The organism is Serratia sp. HNCC26DJ244, assembly GCF_057180565.1.
Genome location: NZ_JBXUGO010000004.1, coordinates 46,567 through 64,711 on the forward strand (window position 1 = coordinate 46,567; position 18,145 = coordinate 64,711).

Here is an 18,145-nt window from a genome sequence, read left to right on the forward strand (position 1 = left end):
GACGATAGGGTAGCGCACGCAAGAGATACGTGCGCTACTGGCAGGCTGGGTGTTATGCCTGAAATCACCCGTTAAACTCAGGTTTTTAATCGAGCTGACTAACGGTAAGCGTTTTGGCGTCGTAATCTAGATCGAATTGAAACAACCCCGCCTGTTCGCTTTCAAACATAAAACCTTCACTACTGTTCTCAACCAACGTCACTGGTGTGAGTAATTCGAGCCGGTTTCCAGCTTGAGGACTCCCTAGGCTTAATAAATGCCCTGTCTGATCTGTCAGATATAGCCGATGAGCTTTAAACTCCGCTTGAGGATCTTCCTGAGCGGCACCCAACCGTGTTACTAGCCGGTATTTTCCGCCCTCCAGGTGCTCAAAGCGATTTCCTCTATAAGCTTGCTTACCTGTATGGCTACCCACCAGATAGAGCTGGTATGGTGCACTGCCTTCAGTCAGTTCTGGCTTTCGGTCCGCTAAGCCAAACTGCGCATAGACACCGGTATGATCAGATACACGCCCAAAAGAACCCTGTGTAAAAATGCGCTGACTCTGTTTGACTTCAAAGGGGCTGTCATCATTGATCACCAGAAAGTCAATCCGTTTGCCGACGTCACCGCTCCAGCCATCTATCGTGCCCCCAATGGTTGGGTCAAGCAAGCCATCAGGGTTTGCCAGTGCATACTGTTCAGAATACCCCGTTCCATTTGTAATAAACTGCTGCTCTTTGGTGGCGGCTACCTGATTAAAATCTCCGCAAAAAAGCGTATTTACATTCTGCGCTTTGAGTTCTTTATCCCAGGCAGTTAGACGATTGAACTGGCCTTGAAAAGGTTCTTCATTATCATTCCACCAGCCAGCGTGAATTGAAAAAACATTCAACTGACCTAAACGACCACCAAGATCAATCTGAGCCATCGGAATATTACGTGACTTCCAGAAAGTACGCGTACCATTATTAACATCGCTGATATAGCGGGAATCTTTTTTAACAATAGGGTGTCTGGAAAGTACCGCGGAACCTTCCATCCAGACATCCCACCCAAAATGGGACCAGTCCATCACATAGTCATACTGTTTATTGTCGAGCCTGGAGAGGATCTGCTTGACCATATTGCTATCCGTCGCACCGAATTGCACAGTGTCCAGATCGTCTCTCTGCTTACCATGCCACTCCCCGACTTCCTGTAGGCACACCACATCTGGGTTAAGTTGATTAATCGCTGCCGCTACACGGTCGAACAACACTCCGTGCTGGTTCACACGTTCCATCGCCTGGCTGTCGGTCAGATCAGACTCTTTAACACCGGGTGTCTTGAACTCCTGATAGGTATGCAGATTGACACTCAGTACCGTAAACGTATTCTCAGCGTTATTACTCGCGGGATTAGCAGTAAAAAGCAGACCATTCTTCACCCATACTTGCTCCGCACTGCTACGAAAATTTTCTGCCGGGTCTCCTTCATTATTTTCACACTTATAATGAGAGCCTGAATAACACCCCTGAGTCGCGCCAAGGTTAATCATTCCGCTGTCGCCTTCAAACGCGAATTCCAGCTTGTCCGCCGTAACCACTGCCGACCACCAGCCTTCTTCATTCTTTGTCATGGCAAGGCGCTGAAACTCTGCCTCGGCTAGATTGCTGCGATAAACTAATTCCCCATGGCTCCAATCGGGCATATAAAAATGTACCGTCATAACATGAGAAGCTTGCGATAATTCCTTAGAGTCATCTTTCTTGGCTTCCGAATCAGCGTTATCAGCATTGTTACATCCAAAGAGCGATAAACTCATTAGTACAACCAGCGTTAAGTTTTTTATTGCTTTTATAATAAGCATTGTGACTTCTTCCCCATTTTTATTTTACTGGCAAAATCTTCAATGAATTTGCCGAAAGCAAGGTCAATCATACAGGCTGTTAGTTTCAGGTTTATGACTCTGCGTCCTGTACTTGGTGGCAAAATCCCTGAGCTAAACTGTCAGGCGTTGCTACAAACAGATCTTTCAGGGCCTCCATCACCTAATGAAGATGTCCAGAATAGGCGCCAATGATAAAAGATAGTTGAGTTTAAACCTGTTGCTGACAATAGTGCTGTGATCAACAGCATAAGAAAAACCTTCTGTGCACAAGATGCCGATCATGACCGGTATTAAACCGTGCGGAGCATAAAATGGAAAACCCCCCGGCCTGCTGAAAATGGTGATGAGTTCCACATTGAGTTTGTCCTCGACTCAATTCATTCCTGTCATTGGCGGCAGTACACGGGCAAGGATTGGGATTAATCTTAAAATGCCTATTTTACGTGCTTTTAACGGCACATATTCTTCACTTGGTTAAAAAAACAGCGTAAAATATTAGCTTCACAGTTGTACATGAGGATGTGAAGTATCATGGTAGATCGTGAGTTAAAAAACTGGAAAGACTTCATCGACGAGATGTTAGCTAAGTAATATCTTGCTGGAGTATCCAAAGAACGATTGTTTTTTTTGTTAAAACACCGTGGGTAAAAAATTACCATTGCAGTAAAGCAACAAGGTAATCAGGCAGCATCAGAACATCGGTGCTGCCTTTTCTTTTTTACGTCAATAAGTGGCTGTATCCATTCTAGTAATCCTGTTAGTGGTCACGGGCTTCCACTGATGACGCTTTCTTATCACTTGGCCCCGCAAGCCTCTGTTTGCCAGGGAAACGGCGGCGTACCAGCACAAAGAACAGCGGTACAAAGAATATCGCCAGAACCGTGGCGGAAATCATCCCCCCCATCACGCCGGTGCCTACCGCATGTTGGCTGCCAGAGCCAGCCCCAGAACTGATGGTCATGGGCAGTACGCCGAAGATAAAGGCCAGAGAGGTCATGAGGATAGGGCGCAAACGCATACGTGAAGCTTCCAGTGTGGCTTCCACCAGCCCCTTTCCTTTCTGATGCAGCTCATTGGCGAATTCAACGATCAGAATGGCGTTTTTGGCGGACAAACCGATAATCGTCAATAAACCCACCTGGAAATAAACATCATTTTCCAGCCCGCGTAGCCAGGTTGCTGTTACGGCGCCAATAACGCCCAATGGCACCACCAACATCACCGAGAATGGAATTGACCAGCTTTCATACAAGGCTGCCAAGCACAGGAACACCACCAAGAGTGAGATTGCATACAGCGCCGGGGCTTGGGAGCCTGACAAGCGTTCCTGGTACGACATGGCCGTCCATTCTAGCCCGAAACCTCTCGGCAACTGATTGACCAGTTTTGTCATCTCGTCCATTGCGGTACCGGTACTGACCCCGGAAGCCGCCTCACCAACAATCTCCACCGAAGAGCTGCCATTGTAACGCTCTAGCCGTGGTGAGCCATATTCCCAATGGGTAGTGGCAAAGGCAGAGAAGGGGACCATTCCGCCACTGTTGTTGCGTACGTACCACTTGTTGATATCCTCCGGCAGCATACGAAACGGCGCGGCGGATTGGACATAAACCTTCTTGACCCGACCACGGTCAACAAAATCGTTAACATAGGTCGACCCCCAGGCGGTGGACAGCGTACTGTTAATCTCGCTGATGGAAACACCCAGTGCTTGTGCCTTACGTTGGTCGATATCAATCTTTAACTGCGGGGTATCATCAAGGCCGTTGTGGCGCACCCGTGATAACAGCGGGTTCTGCCCTGTCAACTGTAGCAATTGATCACGTGCCGCCATCAGTTTGCCATGACCTTGACCTGCGTGGTCTTCCAGTTGCATAGCAAAACCGGCAGCGTTACCTAACCCGGTAATGGCCGGTGGGCTACTGGCAATGACGCGAGCTTCGTTGATCTGTTTAAAAGCCTGGGTGGCACGCTCAATAATATCGAACGAGCTATTGGCACCCGAACTACGCAACGACCAATCTTTCAGGCGGATAAACATCCGGGCAACGTTCTGGCCGTTGCCGCCGGGCCCGGAACCGATAGTCGCGAATACCGACAACACATCTTGTTTCTCCTTGGTCAGAAAGTATTCTTCAACTTTTTCTACCACTTTGGTGGTTTGTTGCAGGGTAGAACCTGCTGGCAGTTGTATTTGAACCGTAAACACACCACGGTCTTCCTGCGGTAGAAATGAGGTGGGCAGTTTGATAAACAGTAGCGCCATGCCCCCCAGTAGCAGCAAATAAATCACCATATAACGGGCGCTGTGGTGCAGGACTCTGCTGACTCCTCGCTCATAGCGTGCACTATTGCGGTTGAACATGCGGTTAAACCAGCCAAAGAAACCGCGCTTTTCATGATGCTGCCCTTTGGCTATTGGCTTAAGGATCGTGGCACATAATGCCGGGGTGAGGATCATCGCCACTAGGACGGAAAGCACCATGGCAGAAACGATAGTGATTGAGAACTGACGATAGATGGCACCGGTGGTACCACTAAAGAAGGCCATGGGGACAAAAACGGCAGAAAGCACCAGAGCAATACCGACTAATGCCCCCTGGATCTGCCCCATGGATTTGCGGGTAGCATCGCGTGGCGAGAGGCCTTCTTCACTCATCACCCGTTCAACGTTCTCTACCACCACAATCGCATCATCTACCAACAGACCAATCGCCAACACCATGGCAAACATGGTCAGGGTGTTAATACTGTATCCGAAGGCGGAAAGGATAGTGAACGTACCCAATAGCACCACCGGGACGGCGATGGTCGGAATCAGCGTCGCGCGGAAATTCTGCAAAAACAGGTACATCACCAGAAACACCAGCAGCACGGCCTCGAACAGGGTTTTTACCACATCTCTGATTGAAGCCTGGACAAATGGCGTGGTCTCATAGGCGACCTTGGCTTCCAACCCAGCAGGAAAGTAGTGTGAAAGTTCATTAATTTTGGCTTTTACTAATTGGTCGGTTTCCAATTCATTGGCACCAGACGCCAGTTTAATGTTCACCCCGGCGGCTTGCAGGCCGTTATAGCGGCTCTGGAAGTTGTAATTCTCACTCCCCATTTCAACCGTTGCTACATTTCCCAAGGTGACCAGTGAACCATCCTGGTTGACACGCAGTGTGATTTGGCGGAACTGTTCCGGTGTTTGTAATTGCGATTGGGCGTTGATAGTGGCATTCAACGCCTGTTTATCCACGGAAGGGGACCCACCTAATTGACCGACGGCGACTTGAGCGTTCTGTGCGGTGATGGCGTTAATCACATCCTGAGTGGTGAGCTGATAACCTGTGAGTTTAGTGGGGTCGAGCCAGATTCGCATGGCATATTGCGAACCATAAATATCTATACTGCCTACACCGCTGATACGACTAAGGGGGTCTTGCAGATTTGAAACGATATAATCGGCAATATCCTGTTTATCCATACTCCCATCATTAGAGACAAAGGCCACCATCATTAGCGTGGTATCGCCGGATTTGGACACCGTCACGCCTTGTTGCTGCACGGCTTGTGGCAGCCGTTTGATGGCCGATTGCAACTGGTTTTGTACCTGCTGCATGGCTTGATTGGGGTCGGTGCCTGCTTCAAAAGTTAGCGTTACCGAGGCTTGGCCAGTATTGGTACTTTGCGACGACATATACATCATATTGTCGAGGCCAGTCATGCTTTGCTCAATGATCTGGGTGACGGTATTTTCCAGGGTTTGTGCTGAAGCCCCGGGATAGTTCGCACTAATACGCACGTTGGGGGGGGCGAGGTTTGGGTATTGCTCGACGGGTGAAGAAAAAATCGCCAAGGTGCCAGTCAGGCAAAGAATAATCGCCAGAACCCAGGCAAAAATCGGGCGATCGATAAAAAAATTAGCCATCCAGCATCAACCTCGTTATACCTAATAAGAGATATTATCATTTCAAGTAGTGCACTTTACTCGGCATAAGGCGGGAAAGCGTGGAGAAAAAATGGAGATCATGTAAATAAACTTGATGTCAACCAAATTCTGTTTACGCCCATTAGCTCCTTATCCCTGAGTTTTTTCTTCAGCGTGTTAACGCCGAGCCAGAGATTCCACGCCGGTTATTGGCCTTTAGAACTCAAGTACAGAACGGTGGCCGCCACGCGCGAACGGACATTGAGTTTACGCAACATATTACGTATATGAACTTTCACAGTCTCTTCGGAAATATGCAACTGTGCCGCCACTTGCTTATTGGACATCCCTTGGGCCACTTCCTGCAGGACATCCAGTTCACGTTCGGTCAAGTCTGCAAAGGGATCATGCTGCTCGCGACGTGAGGCAAGATAATCTGCCACGGCGGCACTGATAACATTCTTGCCTGCGGCAGCTTCGCGAATATCAGCCAGCAATTGTTCCGGCTCGCTGTCTTTCAGTAGATAGCCATCAGCGCCAGCATCGATTAGCGCGTAGACATCGCTGCGTGAGTCGGAAACCGTGAGGACGATGATCCGTGCATCAACACCGTCATGACGTAATGCTTTCAGGGTATCAAGCCCGGAAAGCCCCTTCATATTGAGATCAAGGACGATGACATCCGGTGTCAATTGTGCCGCCAAGGCGATGGCTTCATTACCACTGCTGGCTTCGCCCACCACATTGAAAGCGGGGTCCAGCCCGAGTAATTGTTTAATACCACGTCGCATCAAGGGGTGATCATCAACGATCATTACTCTGTAATTTTTTATTATCATGGGATAGCTCCAGTAGCGAGTAACATTACCGCATGGTACCAGATAACACACATCTGGCCCTTTAAAAGCGTCGTCATCAACGACAATCCACCGGCTAATCAGGGAGCGGTTCCCTTATGGCGGGAAAGTCAGGCAAACCTCCGTGCCCCCCAGCTTGCCACGTCGGATAGCTAATGTGCCGCCCAGGCGCGCCGCGCGCTCGCTCATAATGGTTAATCCGTAATGGCCTTCCGGTTCATCCAGGCTGTCTATACCGGAACCGTCATCGCAGATGATGATCTGGTTATTGCCTTCCGCTGTCAGCTCACAACGGACCACAATTTCCTGCGCATTGGCGTGCTTGATCGCATTAAGCACCGCTTCACGCACAATTTGCAAGGCATGGACCTGTTGCTGGGCATTTAACGCCTGTGAGGCAAGCAGACAGTGTAACTGAATCTGCGTGCTGGTTAGAAGACGTAATGGCTCCAATACCTGCCGGAGTGCGGCATTGAGATCGGCATCCTGAATGCTCAGGCGGAAGGTAGCGAGTAATTCGCGTAGTTGCTGATAAGCATCCGCCAAGGCACGATCAAAATCATCAATAATCTCGTTTGATTGTGAAGAACTCCCCGCCAGTGTGCGTTTGAGCAACGTCAGTTGGATGCGCAGAAAGGTGAGTGCTTGTGCTAGCGAATCGTGCAGCTCACGGGCAATGGTGGCACGTTCTTCCATCAGCAGAAATTGCATATGTTGCTTTTGTGCCCGGTTAAAATAGACCCCGCGGCTGAGCATATTGGTCACACTTTGCATCAACTGTGGGTGGGGGGCTTGGTGATGATATTGCCAACTCAGGCTCCCCAGCGGTTTATGGTCTTGCATAATCATCAATGAATGCCAGGGGAGTGTGGGCTGAGGCTCGCCACTAGCAACCTGCCATTGAGTGAGGCTGTCTTGTACATTGAGTTGGATACATTGTAATTGCTCACTTAACCGTACAATATTCAACAGATTCTCAAATGCGCGCTGATCGAGCTGTTCGGCGTTAAGCGCCTGGGAACAGTTGTAGAGCACTTCCAGTGTGCGGTTGGCTTGTTGTAAACGTTCGGTTTTTTCCCGTACTTTTTGTTCTAACGATTGATACAGTTTGGCTAATTCGCCGGACATGGTGGTGAAGGTTTGTGACAACACGCCTAATTCGTTCGGCAGTGAAACATCCAGGGGGGGATGATTAAAGTTACGCTGCTGCATACTCAGGCTGGCATCCATCAGATGTTTAAGGGGGGTCACCACTTGCCGGCGCATAAAACGGATGCAAAATAGTACCAACCCAATTACCACGATATAGCCCATCACGCTGATGGCGGCCACGATGGCCAATTTCCGTTCAGAATAGCGCTGCAATGCCAGAACAAAATGGTCTATCTGATTGACATAACTGGCGACGTTAGACTGATAGTTTCCCGCTGGACCCATCAGGACCTGTTTTTCCAGATCCTGCCAGGATTGAAGTAACGCCAGATATTTCTGCCGGACATCGCCAGGAACATAAAACCGCTCAAGATTGCGTAGCGCCGGGGCTTGCAGAGACTGTTGGTACTGCAACAGATGTTCACCAAGTCGCTCGGAACCGTTGGTGAGTTCATAAGCCAGGCGGTAGCTCTGCATCCGTAAAGAGCCAGCGATATTCATCGCTTCAGCATCCCGCAGGCTGCCAGCGACAGTGATCAACGCCAGGCCAGTCGCTAGCACTGAGAGAATCACGATGCTCACCAGAATCTTGGCGAGTGTTGCCGTTACCGAACGTTTTACCAGCAAGTTCCTCTCCTTTTTTCACCAATTTGAGTAAGCCGGGCCTAGGGTCATGACTAAGGGCTCTTTTACCCAATGAGCGTTGGATTGTCACCAACAGCCAAGCGCTATATAAAAACATAAATAACGATTTAACAGATTCATATCAGTAAAGTCGCTTTGTGCCGGGCCAGAGATTGATCTAGCGCAATCAACCCCAGGATTTACCCCTAAAGAGGGATTATTTACCCCTTGTGTTCCGCCTATGTTACCCATGCCCATCCTCTGGTGGGAGATAAAAATAATAAAACGCAATAACGATTATTTGCATGTATACCCTAAATAATTCGAGTTGTAGGAAGGCGGCAACGCAGAGAATCCCCAGGAGCTTACACGGGTAAGTGACTGGGGTGAGCGAGGAAAGCCAACACACATGCAACTTGAAGTATGACGAGTATAGGCATGTAGGTGTGTTTTCAACTGATTGGGGAATGACTTTATGGCCGAATTGTCGCGGCGCAGATTGCTTAGCGGACAATGGCATCATCACGCTGACGCGATCCGTCCCCCGTGGTCGCGGGCAGCTTCACTGTTTGTTGCTGGCTGTACCCGCTGTCAGGCATGTATTGAGGCCTGTGAGACCGGGGTGTTGATCAAAGGCAGTGGCGGTTTTCCCGAGATTGATTTCCAGCGTGCAGAATGTACTTTTTGTCGGCAATGCGCAGAAGCCTGTGAAGCTCCGCTGTTCTATCCACCACAGCATTTACCTTGGCAACAAGTGGCAACCATTGCAGCGCATTGTCTGGCGTTACGTGGGGTTGAATGCCGCAGTTGCCAGGATAATTGTGAAGTACAGGCCATTCGCTTTGTTCCCCAATCAGGGGGGATTGCCCATCCCAAGCTTGATGTGCAGGCATGTACCGGTTGCGGTGCCTGTGTCGCGGGTTGTCCTGTTACGGCAATCGCCATAATTCGGAGTGAAAATAATGAATAACGAGTGGCATGTCAGCGGGCTAATGGTGCAGGCTCGGCCGGAAAAGTTCCCGTCACTGATCCCGGCATTGCTGGCAATTCCAGAGACAGAAATTCCCACCCAAGATCAACAGCAGGGGAAATTAGTAGTGGTGATGCAAGCAGCATGCTCCCAGAGATTGCTGGAAAATATTGAGTCGGTACGTAATTTGGATGGCGTGCTGGCAGTGTCGCTGGTTTATCACCAGCAGGATGAGCAAGGTGAGGTAATAGCATGAAACTCAGTCGTCGAGACTTCATGAAAGCTAACGCTGCAGCAGCGGCCGCGGCGGCTGCCGGGCTGACGATCCCAACGGTCGCCAAAGCTGTGGTTGGTGGTGGTGACGAAATAAAATGGGACAAAGCACCTTGCCGTTTCTGCGGCACGGGTTGTGGCGTACTGGTGGGCACACAAAATGGTCGTATTGTGGCTTCTCAGGGGGATCCGGATGCTCCCGTCAACCGTGGCCTTAACTGCATCAAAGGTTATTTTCTGCCAAAAATCATGTATGGCAAAGACCGTTTGACGCAACCACTGTTGCGGATGAGAGACGGCCAATATGATAAACAAGGCGAGTTTACCCCGATTAGCTGGGATCAAGCCTTTGATATTATGGCTGAGAAATTTAAAGGTGCCATGAAGGAAAAGGGGCCAGAAGCGGTAGGTATGTTTGGTTCTGGTCAGTGGACCGTATGGGAAGGTTATGCAGCGGCCAAACTGTTCAAAGCAGGCCTGCGTACCAATAACCTTGATCCCAATGCACGTCACTGCATGGCTTCTGCTGTGGTGGGCTTTATGCGTACCTTTGGTATGGATGAACCGATGGGCTGCTATGATGATATCGAGCAGGCTGACGCCTTCGTGCTTTGGGGCTCTAATATGGCGGAGATGCACCCGATCCTCTGGTCGCGCATCACCAACCGCCGTTTGGGCAACGATAAGGTCAATGTCTCGGTTCTCTCTACTTTTGAACACCGCAGTTTTGAACTGGCGGATAATGCCATGGTGTTCAAACCCCAGACTGACCTGGTGATCCTGAACTACATCGCTAACTATATTATTCAAAATAACGCCGTCGATCAGGAATTCCTTAAACAGCACGTCAATATCCGCAAAGGGGCCACCGATATCGGTTACGGCTTGCGGCCAAACGACCCGTTGGAAAAGGCAGCGAAAAACCCGGGTAGTGATGCCTCTGATCCCATCAATTTTGAAGAGTACAAAGCCTTTGTGGCGGAGTACACCCTGGATAAAACGGCGCAGATGAGTGGTGTGCCGAAAGACCAGTTGGAAGCCTTGGCCAAACTGTATGCCGACCCCAATGTGAAAGTGGTTTCTTACTGGACCATGGGTTTTAACCAGCATACCCGTGGCGTTTGGGCTAATAACCTGTGTTACAACCTGCACCTGTTAACTGGCAAGATCTCTAAACCGGGGAGTGGGCCGTTCTCGCTTACTGGGCAACCTTCTGCTTGTGGTACCGCGCGGGAAGTGGGGACCTTTGCCCACCGCTTGCCAGCAGATATGGTGGTGACCAACGAAAAACACCGCCAGATTGCCGAGAAACAGTGGCAATTACCCGCCGGGACGATACCCGAGAAGGTCGGCCTGCATGCGGTGGCACAAGACCGCGCCCTGAAAGATGGCAAACTGAATGCCTATTGGGTGATGTGTAATAACAATATGCAGGCGGGGCCGAATATCGATGCTGACCGTATGCCGGGTTGGCGTGATCCGCGTAATTTTATCGTCGTTTCTGACCCTTATCCTACAGTGAGTGCTTTGGCGGCGGACTTGATCCTGCCAACCGCCATGTGGGTAGAAAAAGAGGGGGCTTACGGTAATGCGGAGCGCCGTACCCAGTTTTGGCGCCAGCAGGTGAAAGCACCGGGCGAGGCTAAATCAGATTTGTGGCAGTTGGTGGAGTTTGCCAAACGCTTCAAGGTCGAGGAGGTTTGGCCTGCTGAATTGTTGAATCAGAAACCAGAGTATCGCGGCAAAACCTTGTATGACGTGTTGTTCGCCAATGGTGAAGTGAACAAATACAAGCTGGAAGAGATCCCGGCAGAACAGTTGAATGATGAGTCGCGTGAATTCGGCTTTTATATTCAGAAAGGGTTGTTTGAGGAGTACGCCTTTTTTGGGCGCGGACACGGCCACGATTTGGCCCCCTTTGATATGTATCATCAGACCCGTGGTTTACGTTGGCCGGTTGTGGATGGCCAAGAAACTCTGTGGCGTTACCGCGAAGGGAAAGATCCTTATGTGAAAGCCGGTGAGAGTGTGCGTTTCTATGGTAAGCCGGATGGCAAAGCGGTGATCTTTGCGCTGCCTTATGAACCCGCAGCGGAGAGTCCTGATAAAGAGTATGACCTGTGGCTCTCTACTGGCCGGGTGTTGGAACATTGGCATACTGGTTCCATGACGCGCCGGGTGCCGGAGTTACATCGTGCTTTCCCTGAGTCAGTGGTCTTTATCCATCCATTAGATGCCAAAGATCGCAATCTACGCCGTGGTGACAAAGTCAAAGTGGCGTCACGCCGTGGTGATGTGGTGAGTATTGTTGAAACCCGTGGCCGTAACCGTCCACCGCAAGGTCTGGTGTTTATGCCATTCTTTGATGCCGCGCAGTTGGTTAATAATCTGACGTTGGATGCTACTGATCCGCTGTCAAAAGAGACTGACTTCAAGAAGTGTGCGGTGAAGTTGGAGAAGGTATAAGGCGGCGCCATGGACCAGCAACGGGATAAGGCACCAGCCAGAAGGCGTTTTCTGCGAGATGCGGCGCGTAGTGCTGCCGGATTGGTGGGAATTGGTGTGCTGTTGGGGTTGCAACAAAGACAGTCTCAGGCACAGGGGCTGTTTTTACGGCCCCCAGGGGCATTGGCTGGCTCGGCTTTCGATAGTGCCTGTATTCGCTGTGGCCAATGTGTGCAGGCTTGCCCTTATCAAACCCTGAAGTTGGCAACGTTGTTGTCAACTCAAGCGGCTGGCACACCTTATTTCGTGGCGCGGGACACGCCATGCGAGATGTGTGAAGAGATCCACTGTGTGTTGGCTTGCCCCAGTGGCGCGCTGGACTCACAACTGACGGATATCAACCATGCGCGTATGGGGCTGGCGGTGTTGCTGGATCATGAGAGCTGCCTTAACTGGCAGGGGCTGCGTTGCGATGTCTGTTACCGTGTCTGCCCGCAGATTGATCAGGCGATTACGCTGGAGCTGCAGCATAACGAACGTACCGGCAAACATGCCAAATTCCTGCCAACTGTCCATAGCGATGCTTGTACCGGTTGTGGCAAGTGTGAACAGGCCTGTGTGCTGGAGCAGGCGGCGATTAAAGTGCTGCCGTTGGCATTAGCGCGGGGGCAGTTGGGTGAACACTATCGCTGGGGCTGGCAGGAAAAAGAACAAGCTGGGCACTCACTGGTGCCGGAAGAGCTCAAGTTGCCCGTGCGTGGCGGAATGGGAGGTGGATGATGACCAATCCTGTCGCCCAAGCTGGGCGTGAGGCGCGGTTACGCCATGGTTGGTGGCGTAGCCATCGTTTCCTGATCTTGCGGCGTTGCAGCCAGTTATCGATTTTGCTGATGTTCTTATCTGGTCCGCTTTGGGGTGTCTGGATTTTGCGCGGTAACTACAGTGCCAGCCTGCTATTGGATACGTTGCCGCTGACCGATCCGTTAATGCTGCTGGAAAGCTTGCTGGCAGGGCATTGGCCCAGTTGGTTGGCCTGGGCCGGCGTGCTGGTGGTACTGATTTATGGCTTGATTGGCAACCGGGTGTTTTGTGGTTGGGTATGCCCCTTGAACCCGGTCACTGATCTGGCGAGCTGGTTGCGACGCAAGTTGGGGTTACGCCAGTCGGCTACGCTACCACGCAGTCTGCGCTACGGCATTTTATTGCTGATTCTGGCGGGGAGTGCCATCAGTGGCACGCTGCTGTGGGAGTGGGTGAATCCGGTCGCTTTGATGGGGCGGGGCCTTATTCATGGGGACGGTAGCGGCGTTTTAAACTGGCTGCAGGGGTTAGCAGCCGCCTTTGGTGCTGGTATCTGGCTGATTGTAGCCCTGTTTCTGTTTGACCTGCTGGTGGTTGAACATGGCTGGTGTGGTCACCTTTGCCCCGTGGGGGCCTTGTATGGGGTGATTGGCAGACACGGCATGGTACAGATCAGCGCAGAAGGGCGGGAAAACTGTAATCGTTGCATGGATTGCTTTCACGTCTGCCCAGAACCACAAATTCTGCGTGACCCGGTATTACTTAAAAAAGGCACCCCCATAGTGGCCAGTGATAGCTGTATTGCCTGCGGACGCTGCCTTGATGTCTGTGCAGAGAATGTATACGAAATTAAGAGTAAATTTTATTATTCGGGAGCCAAAAAATGAAAAGCAGTGTTGTGAAAAAGCAGCTTTCCTTATGGGGCGCGCTGTTATCACTGATAGTGGCAAGTTTGGCATTTGCAGCCAGTGATGTGGATCTCCAGCAATCGCCAGAGGTTTCCGGAACTGTTGAAGGGCAGATCAAAATGCCTAAGCAGCAGGAAAAGATGGCATTAAATTACGTCAATCAACCACCGATGATCCCCCACAGTATTGATGGTTATCAGGTGACCAAGAATACCAACCGTTGCCTGCAGTGCCATGGGGTGGGGAGTTATCGTACCACCGGGGCACCCCGTATCAGCCCGACACATTTTATGGACAGTGATGGCAAAGTATTGGGGGAAGTGGCCCCTCGCCGTTATTTCTGTTTGCAATGTCACGTACCACAAACCAATGCCGCACCTATTATCGGTAATGATTTCAAGCCGATGCAGGGCTTTGGGCACTAAGCGGGGGAGTTATGTCTGAAGGTAACAATGCAGTATCCGAGAAAAAGGTCGGTTTGATCCGCCGTATATGGCGCTGGTGGCGTCGACCGAGTCGTCTGGCCTTGGGAACGCTGCTATTGATCGGTTTTGTGGGGGGGATTCTCTTTTGGGGGGGCTTTAACACCGGTATGGAGGCGGCTAACACCGAGCAGTTCTGTATCAGTTGCCATGAAATGCGCTCTACCGTCTACGAGGAGTATATGGAAAGCGTGCACTACAGCAACCGTAGCGGTGTGCGTGCGACCTGCCCGGACTGCCATGTTCCCCATGAGTGGGGGCCGAAAATGCTGCGTAAGATCAAGGCCAGCAAAGAGTTGTATGCCAAGGTATTTGGTCTGATCGACACACCGCAGAAATTTGAGGAACATCGTCTGACCATGGCCAGCAACGAATGGGCGCGGATGAAGGCCAATAAGTCGCAGGAGTGCCGTAACTGCCATAACTTTGAGTATATGGACCTTAGCGCACAGAAAACCGTGGCGGCCAAAATGCATAACCAGGCGATTAACGAAGGCAAAAGCTGTATTGATTGCCATAAAGGTATTGCACATAAACTGCCCGATATGCGCGAAGTGCCAAACGGTTTTTAAGTTTGGTTAAACAAACCCCGTGGTGCGAAATGGCCTACGGGGTTTTTTATTGCAAATTTTTCAGGGTTGCGCTTTGCTATTTGCCAATCAGCCCGCTAATGGAAAAGATCCATGTCATCGAAAATTGAAAATATCAGGCAAGAGCTGCTGTCGGATAATTGGTACACACTGAATAAATACACCTATGATTTAAAAAGGGAAAAAGGGGGTTCCGTTGAGCAGGTGCGTGAGGTTTATGATCGCGGCAACGGGGCCACTATTTTGTTGTATAACCGTGCCAAAGGCACTGTGGTATTAATCAACCAATTCCGTATGCCGACCTACCTTAACGGCAACACCAGTGGCATGTTGTTGGAGGCTTGTGCCGGGCTGCTGGATAATGACTCCCCGGAGCAGTGCGTCCGCCGTGAAGCGATGGAAGAGACCGGTTTTCAGCTAACCGAGGTGAAAAAAATTTTTGAAGCCTATATGTCACCCGGGGGAGTGACGGAGTTGATCCATTTCTTTATTGCCGAGTATCAAGATAGCGAACGCACTAGCCCAGGTGGCGGTATTGAAGATGAAGATATTGACGTGGTGGAGCTGCCCTTTAGCGACGCTATCGCGATGATCGCTGATGGCCGCCTCAAAGATGGCAAAACCATTATGCTGTTACAACATCTACAGATAACCCAACTGATGGCGTGATTTTTTGGTTTTACAGTGATCGCGCTAATCGCAGGGGGTAAATCAGGGGTAAATATTGATAAAATTATCCCTGCAGGCGGTTCTGGTAATATAGCCACCCTTTGCTGCGTTGCAAATCCCTCTGGCCGACCTATCCAGCCATCGCCACCCCGTTAACACAAAATAATGCTGCTTGATAAGTGTAATTGAACTTTTATTTGCGAATTTTACTCAAGGTTACGGGGTGCTTCAAAGTTTGGAACATTTATCTCACTATACTGGTTGCAGATTAATGCTTTACCTCAACATACATAGTAGAAAACAAGGACCCCATAATGGACGAACAACTCAAACAGAGTGCTCTTGATTTCCATCAGTTTCCTATCCCCGGGAAGATTCAGGTATCGCCAACTAAACCACTGGCTACGCAGCGCGATCTGGCTTTGGCTTATTCACCCGGCGTAGCAGCGCCTTGCCTGGAAATTGCTGACGATCCGCAGGCCGCCTACAAGTACACCGCAAAAGGCAACCTGGTGGCGGTGATCTCCAACGGCACGGCGGTACTGGGGCTGGGGAATATCGGGGCACTGGCGGGTAAGCCGGTGATGGAGGGAAAAGGGGTTCTGTTTAAGAAGTTTTCCGGTATTGATGTGTTCGACATCGAAGTGGACGAACATGATCCCGATAAACTGGTCGACATCATCGCCGCACTGGAGCCGACCTTTGGTGGTATCAACCTGGAAGATATCAAGGCACCAGAATGCTTTTATATTGAAAAGAAACTGCGCGAACGCATGAAGATCCCGGTGTTCCATGATGATCAACATGGTACTGCGATTATCACCACCGCCGCAGTGTTGAACGGCTTGCGAGTGGTGAAGAAAAATATCGCTGACGTCAAACTGGTGGTGTCAGGTGCCGGTGCCGCTTCCATTGCCTGCCTCAATCTGCTGGTTGCACTGGGGATGAGCAAGCAGAACATTACGGTTTGTGACTCCAGAGGGGTTATCTATAAAGGCCGTGACGCCAATATGGAAGATAACAAAGCCGTGTATGCCGTTGCAGACCAAGGCCTGCGCACGCTGGGGGAAGTGATTCCAAACGCCGATATTTTCCTCGGTTGCTCCGGCCCTGGCGTCTTGACGCCGGATATGGTGAAAACCATGGCCAAAGACCCGCTGATTATGGCGTTGGCTAACCCTGAACCGGAAATTCTGCCGCCGCTGGCTAAAGCGGTCCGCCCAGATGCCATTATCTGTACCGGCCGTTCCGACTATCCGAACCAGGTCAATAACGTTCTCTGTTTCCCCTTTATCTTCCGTGGTGCACTGGACGTAGGGGCTACCACCATCAATGAAGAGATGAAACTGGCTTGTGTGCATGCCATTGCTGATCTGGCGATGGCGGAACAGAGTGATGTGGTGGCTTCCGCTTATGGTGATCAGGATCTGAGTTTTGGCCCAGAATATATTATTCCAAAGCCTTTTGATCCCCGCTTGATTGTCAAAATTGCACCGGCAGTGGCCAAGGCGGCCATGGATTCCGGTGTCGCCTTGCGTCCGATTGAAAACTTTGCCGCTTATGTGGAACATCTGACCCAGTTTGTTTACAAAACCAACCTGTTTATGAAACCGATCTTCTCGCAAGCGAAGAAGGACATGAAACGTGTGGTACTGGCAGAAGGGGAAGAAGAGCGCGTACTGCATGCTACGCAAGAGCTGGTTACGCAAGGGTTGGCACATCCTATTCTGATCGGGCGGCCGGACGTTATCGAAATGCGTCTGAAGAAACAGGGCTTGCAATTGACGCCTGGTAAAGATTTTGATGTGGTGAATAACCTGTCTGATCCGCGTTTTAAAGAGTATTGGCAAGAATATTATCAACTGATGAAACGCCGTGGTGTGTCACAGGAGCAGGCGCGCCGTGCCGTGATGGCTAATCCCACCTTGATCGCCGCCATTATGGTGCACCGTGGGGAAGCCGATGCCATGATCTGTGGCACCATCGGTAGCTACCATGAACATTATGAGGTGGTGGAACAGGTATTGGGGTTCCGTGATGGGGTGCATGTGGCGGGGGCGATGAATGCGCTGATGCTACCGAGTGGCAATACATTTATCACTGACACCTATGTCAACGATGACCCAACGGCGGAACAATTGGCAGAAATCACGCTGATGGCGGCCAATACGGTGCGGCGTTTCGGTATTGAGCCGAAGGTAGCCCTGTTATCCCATTCCAATTTTGGCTCTGCCAATTGCCCAACGGCAACCAAAATGCGTGAAACGCTGGCGTTGGTACGTGAGCGGGCACCAGAGTTGGAGATTGATGGTGAGATGCATGGTGATGCTGCCCTGGTGGAAAGCATTCGTCATAACTTGATGCCTGACAGCCCACTGAAAGGCGCGGCGAATATCCTGATCATGCCGAATATGGAAGCGGCACGTATCAGTTATAACCTACTGCGAGTTTCTTCTTCTGAAGGGGTGACCGTGGGGCCGGTGTTGATGGGGGTTTCTAAACCGGTACATATCCTGACGCCGGTGGCTTCAGTACGCCGCATAGTCAACATGGTGGCGCTGGCGGTGGTGGAGGCGCAGACGACAGCACTGTAATCAGTAGCCCCG

14 protein-coding genes are annotated in these 18,145 nt (G+C 50.7%); 10 read left to right on the plus strand and 4 right to left on the minus strand.

Annotation, left to right across the window (positions count from 1 at the left end; genetic code table 11):
* Positions 1–85: 85 nt before the first annotated feature.
* Positions 86–1,831 (minus strand): endonuclease/exonuclease/phosphatase family protein, encoded by a 1,746-nt coding sequence (locus AC2A06_RS04645; RefSeq protein ID WP_484379521.1) that lies wholly within the window; start codon positions 1,829–1,831, stop codon positions 86–88.
* A gap of 552 nt (positions 1,832–2,383) precedes the next feature.
* Between AC2A06_RS04645 and ypfM the strand changes: the two genes are divergently transcribed.
* A complete protein-coding gene (gene ypfM, locus AC2A06_RS04650; RefSeq protein WP_152554893.1) occupies positions 2,384–2,443 on the plus strand; it encodes a protein YpfM in 60 nt (19 codons plus the stop codon).
* A gap of 166 nt (positions 2,444–2,609) precedes the next feature.
* On the opposite strand, the gene acrD is transcribed toward ypfM, so the two are convergent.
* The 3 genes from acrD to narQ all read right to left on the minus strand — a co-directional run bounded on the left by acrD (position 2,610) and on the right by narQ (position 8,404).
* Positions 2,610–5,768, minus strand: a complete 3,159-nt coding sequence (gene acrD, locus AC2A06_RS04655) for a multidrug efflux RND transporter permease AcrD (protein ID WP_484379522.1) — start codon at positions 5,766–5,768, stop codon at positions 2,610–2,612.
* A gap of 206 nt (positions 5,769–5,974) precedes the next feature.
* Positions 5,975–6,607, minus strand: a complete 633-nt coding sequence (narP, locus tag AC2A06_RS04660; protein ID WP_023491121.1) for a nitrate/nitrite response regulator protein NarP — start codon at positions 6,605–6,607, stop codon at positions 5,975–5,977.
* A gap of 114 nt (positions 6,608–6,721) precedes the next feature.
* Entirely contained in the window at positions 6,722–8,404 is a 1,683-nt protein-coding gene (gene narQ, locus AC2A06_RS04665; protein ID WP_484379523.1) for a nitrate/nitrite two-component system sensor histidine kinase NarQ, read from the minus strand.
* Positions 8,405–8,876: 472 nt separating this feature from the next.
* Here narQ and napF point away from each other — a divergent pair, with 472 nt between their 5' ends.
* The 9 genes from napF (at position 8,877) to maeB (ending at position 18,133) form a co-directional block, all read left to right on the plus strand.
* Positions 8,877–9,371, plus strand: a complete 495-nt coding sequence (gene napF / locus AC2A06_RS04670; protein WP_484379524.1) for a ferredoxin-type protein NapF — start codon at positions 8,877–8,879, stop codon at positions 9,369–9,371.
* Positions 9,364–9,627, plus strand: a complete 264-nt coding sequence (napD, locus tag AC2A06_RS04675; RefSeq protein ID WP_023491113.1) for a chaperone NapD — start codon at positions 9,364–9,366, stop codon at positions 9,625–9,627. Before napF ends, napD begins: the two co-directional genes overlap by 8 nt.
* Positions 9,624–12,110 (plus strand): nitrate reductase catalytic subunit NapA, encoded by a 2,487-nt coding sequence (gene napA, locus AC2A06_RS04680; protein ID WP_484379525.1) that lies wholly within the window; start codon positions 9,624–9,626, stop codon positions 12,108–12,110. The genes napD and napA overlap by 4 nt, the downstream gene beginning before the upstream one ends.
* Positions 12,111–12,119: 9 nt before the next feature.
* Positions 12,120–12,869: a ferredoxin-type protein NapG gene (gene napG, locus AC2A06_RS04685; protein ID WP_023491111.1), complete on the plus strand. Its 750-nt coding sequence runs from the start codon at positions 12,120–12,122 to the stop codon at positions 12,867–12,869.
* Positions 12,869–13,777 carry a quinol dehydrogenase ferredoxin subunit NapH gene (gene napH, locus AC2A06_RS04690; protein WP_484379626.1) on the plus strand — a complete coding sequence of 303 codons (909 nt, stop codon included), beginning with the start codon at positions 12,869–12,871 and terminating at the stop codon, positions 13,775–13,777. The genes napG and napH overlap by 1 nt, the downstream gene beginning before the upstream one ends.
* Entirely contained in the window at positions 13,774–14,223 is a 450-nt protein-coding gene (gene napB, locus AC2A06_RS04695) for a nitrate reductase cytochrome c-type subunit (protein ID WP_023491109.1), read from the plus strand. Before napH ends, napB begins: the two co-directional genes overlap by 4 nt.
* Before the next feature lie 11 nt (positions 14,224–14,234).
* Complete coding sequence (napC, locus tag AC2A06_RS04700) at positions 14,235–14,852, plus strand: cytochrome c-type protein NapC (protein WP_023491108.1); 618 nt, start codon at positions 14,235–14,237, stop codon at positions 14,850–14,852.
* A gap of 111 nt (positions 14,853–14,963) precedes the next feature.
* Positions 14,964–15,539, plus strand: coding sequence for a GDP-mannose pyrophosphatase NudK (gene nudK / locus AC2A06_RS04705; RefSeq protein ID WP_484379526.1), 576 nt, complete (start codon positions 14,964–14,966; stop codon positions 15,537–15,539).
* Between the two features lie 314 nt (positions 15,540–15,853).
* On the plus strand, positions 15,854–18,133 hold the full coding sequence (gene maeB, locus AC2A06_RS04710; protein WP_484379527.1) for an NADP-dependent oxaloacetate-decarboxylating malate dehydrogenase: 2,280 nt from the start codon (positions 15,854–15,856) through the stop codon (positions 18,131–18,133).
* Positions 18,134–18,145: the final 12 nt, after the last annotated feature.